Here is a 3,477-nt window from a genome sequence, read left to right as displayed (position 1 = left end):
CACCTATTGATATATCAGGTATACCTGCTATAACAACTATTTCACCACTACCAGCTTCATTAACTTCAACTTGTTTTAATCCTTCGTAAACTGATAATTTAGATATTTTACCTCTAGAAACTACAGAACCTGATTTACATACAGATATTTGTTCTCCACTTTTAACAGTACCTTTGTAAACTCTACCTATACCAAGTCTACCTACATAGTCATCGTATGCAAGTGCAGATATTTGAAGTTGAAGGTGTTTGTCGTCATAATCTGGATATGCTTCAACATGGTCAACTATAGTTTCGAATAATGGAGATAAGTCTGTGCTATCGTCATCCATTTCTCTTTTTGCTATACCTTGTTTAGCTATACCGTAGATTATTGGGAATTCACATTGTTCATCAGTTGCATTTAAGTCTACGAATAAATCGAATACTTCATCAACAACTTCTTCAGCTCTTTGGTCTTTTTTATCTATTTTATTTATGAATAATATAGGTCTAAGACCTAATTCTAATGATTTTTGTAAAACGAATCTTGTTTGAGGCATTGGCCCTTCAGAAGCGTCTACAAGTAATATAACTGTATCAACTGTTTTTATAACACGTTCTACTTCTGATGAGAAGTCACTATGTCCTGGAGTATCTACTATGTTTATTTTGTAATCCTTATAATTTATAGAACAGTTTTTAGAATATATTGTTATACCTCTTTCTGCTTCAAGGTCATTACTATCCATTACACATTCTTTTACTACTTCGTTTGCTCTAAATACACCACTTTGAGATAAGAAAGCATCAACTAGAGTTGATTTTCCGGCGTCAACGTGGGCAATTACTGCAATATTTATTATTTTATGTTTAATTGACATATAAAAATCTCCTTTTCTTATTATAACTAAATTATTATATCACAATGGAATTTAGTATACAAGATATATAAAATAGTAATATTATAAAAAAATCTTTATTATAACTAATTTTTTTGATATAGATTTTTTAACTATTTTTTAGCAACAATTAGTAGTTTGTGTTGTATTACAGTTTAATAAATCGTTATTTTTTGTTCGCATTAGTGCATCTCAAAATATTATTTCCAATTATTTATAAAATATTCAAGGTAAGAAAAATTAATTAAGAGATAAGATTTAGTCATTACAAGTATATTTTATAGATATATTATATTAGTAAGAATTTTTATTAAAAAAGTAACAAGTATTTAAAAACATTGTTGTTTAAATAAAAAAGTTATTATTGAGGGGAGTAGATTATATGTCAGCAGATATATTTGAAAATATTAATCCAAGAGATAAAAGAACTGAGGGGGAGGAAAAATTATTAAATGTTTTAAAAAATAGCCCTAGATTTGATGGATGGACAGTATTTGAACAACCTCACATAGACTCTATAAAACCAGACTTTATATTACTTAATCCTAAAAAAGGCGTTATAATTATTGAGGTAAAAGATTGGAATCTAAATTTAGATATTTATAAATCTGAAGGGTATATCAAAGGTACAGATGGAAGATTACATAAAAAAGATCCGGTAGAACAAGTTGAAACTTATAAAAATTGCATCCTTAAATCTGATTTAAATAATAGTGAAGATTTTGTTTCTAAAAATAATGATTATTATGGATATATTGAGACAGTCGTATATTTTCACGGGCCATCTAAAGAAAAAGCTTTAGAATTTTGTACAAATAATACATACACTAAAATTTGGACAGATGATGATATAGATAAAATAAATGATATAAATAAAACACTCAATAAGACACAATATACATGGGCACTTACAGTTAAAGAATCAAAGTATAATAAAGACAATATGTTAGAAAATATGGTACATCAATTAATTAAAAATTTACAATGTGCAGATTATAATTATGAAAGAAAAGAGCCATTTAAACTATTTAAAGAACAATCAGACTTAGCAAATTTAAAACAAAATTCTATACGTAGATGGGGAGGAGTGCCTGGAGCAGGCAAATCACTAGTTTTAGCTGAAAAGGCTGCCAGAGCATTGAAAAAAGATTATCGTGTACTTATTTTGACATATAATATAACACTAAGACACTATCTAAAAGATTTATGCAGCCAACAATTTGGGCTAGATGACAGATGGAAATTAAAACAAAATTTAAGTGTACTATATTTTCATGAATTCCTAAAAGTTGTAGCTGCATCATATTGTATAAAGCTTCCATATAATGAATTGGATATTCATAATAATAAAGATTATGATTTTACACAAGATTGGATTAAATGTATTGAAAAATTTATGGAGTTAAACCCATTAAAAGATGAATTTAAGTATGATTATATATTGATAGATGAAGGACAAGATTTTAGAGGAGATTGGATCAGATTTCTTAAAAAATTTTATACTCAAAAAGGCGAATTATTTATTGTATATGATAAATCACAAGATATATATGAACATGGAATATGGATTGAAGATAGTGAACAGATAAAAAACATAGGATTTAAAGGAAAACCTGGATATTTAAAAATTTCATATAGGCTACCAAAAGAGATAGTTGAAAAAATAGAACTTGTACGCAAAGAATTAGGCATACATGAAGAAAATATATTGACTCCTAAAAGTAATTCTAATCAAATAAGTTTACTTAGAAGTATAAAGTGGATAAATTCTAATACAGATTCTAAAGAAGATAAATTAAATAGAATTGATTTAAAAATAAAAGAACTGTTAGAATATAATAAATTAGAAGATATAACTATTTTAACTACAAACGAAAATACAGGTGTGGATATTGTAAAATTTTTTACTGATAAAGGATTAAAAGTATCTCATGTATACGATATGAATAAAGCCAAAGACGAAAAAAAGAGAAGAAATGAAAAATGGAAATTTAGAGGCGGAACAGGCAGACTAAAAGTATGCTCATATCACAGTTATAAGGGGTGGCAAACACCTAATATCATTTTAGTTTTAGATTCTTGTAGAAGCGAAAATATCGTGGATATTAGAAAAAATGTAGGCAATGCAATATTTATAAGCATGTCTAGAGTAAAACCAAATTCGATGAATGGACAGTATTCATTTACATGTTTTAATTATTTACCTGAATATAATTTTTTAGAAAAACTTTTTTGATTTGATATAAAAAGAGATGCCTATTATAAGAAATCTATCTATATACATAAAATTACCATTTTAGGGATTAAAATACAGCTTGAATAAACAAGAGAAACCTGTATACTAATTAGAGCGACTAAAATAAAACAAAAGAAAATAATATGCGAAAGGAGCATGGTTTATGGAAAATAAGCAACTACAAAAAAGCTTAGGTATAGCCGCAGCTTTATCTACTGTTGTAGGTATGGTTATAGGTGGTGGGGTGTTCTTTAAACCTCAAGCGGTATACACATTAACAGGAGGTGCTCCTGGTCTTGGAATATTAGCATGGATTATAGCAGGTATAATGACAATAACTGCAGGTCTTACTGCTGCAGAA

At 27.7% G+C, this 3,477-nt stretch carries 2 protein-coding genes and 1 pseudogene; 2 read left to right on the top strand and 1 reads right to left on the bottom strand.

Going from position 1 to position 3,477, the window contains the following annotated elements; genetic code table 11:
* Nucleotides 1–862 (bottom strand): GTP-binding protein (locus I4U58_RS13115; RefSeq protein ID WP_195931786.1); only part of this gene is annotated, 862 nt, incomplete at its 3' end.
* 400 nt (nt 863–1,262) lie between these two features.
* On the opposite strand from I4U58_RS13115, the gene I4U58_RS13110 reads away from it, so the two are divergent.
* Together I4U58_RS13110 and I4U58_RS13105 are read left to right on the top strand one after the other, a co-directional pair.
* Nucleotides 1,263–3,116 (top strand): NERD domain-containing protein, encoded by a 1,854-nt coding sequence (locus I4U58_RS13110; RefSeq protein WP_195931785.1) that lies wholly within the window; start codon nt 1,263–1,265, stop codon nt 3,114–3,116.
* A gap of 163 nt (nt 3,117–3,279) precedes the next feature.
* Nucleotides 3,280–3,477, top strand: a pseudogene (locus I4U58_RS13105) (amino acid permease); the annotation flags it as partial.

Source organism: Clostridium sp. 1001270J_160509_D11 (assembly GCF_015667935.1).
In the GTDB taxonomy this organism is placed as follows: Bacteria; Bacillota; Clostridia; order Peptostreptococcales; family Peptostreptococcaceae; genus Intestinibacter.
The sequence above is the reverse complement of the archived record's forward strand: the minus strand, read 5'-3'. Positions and strand labels throughout refer to the sequence as shown.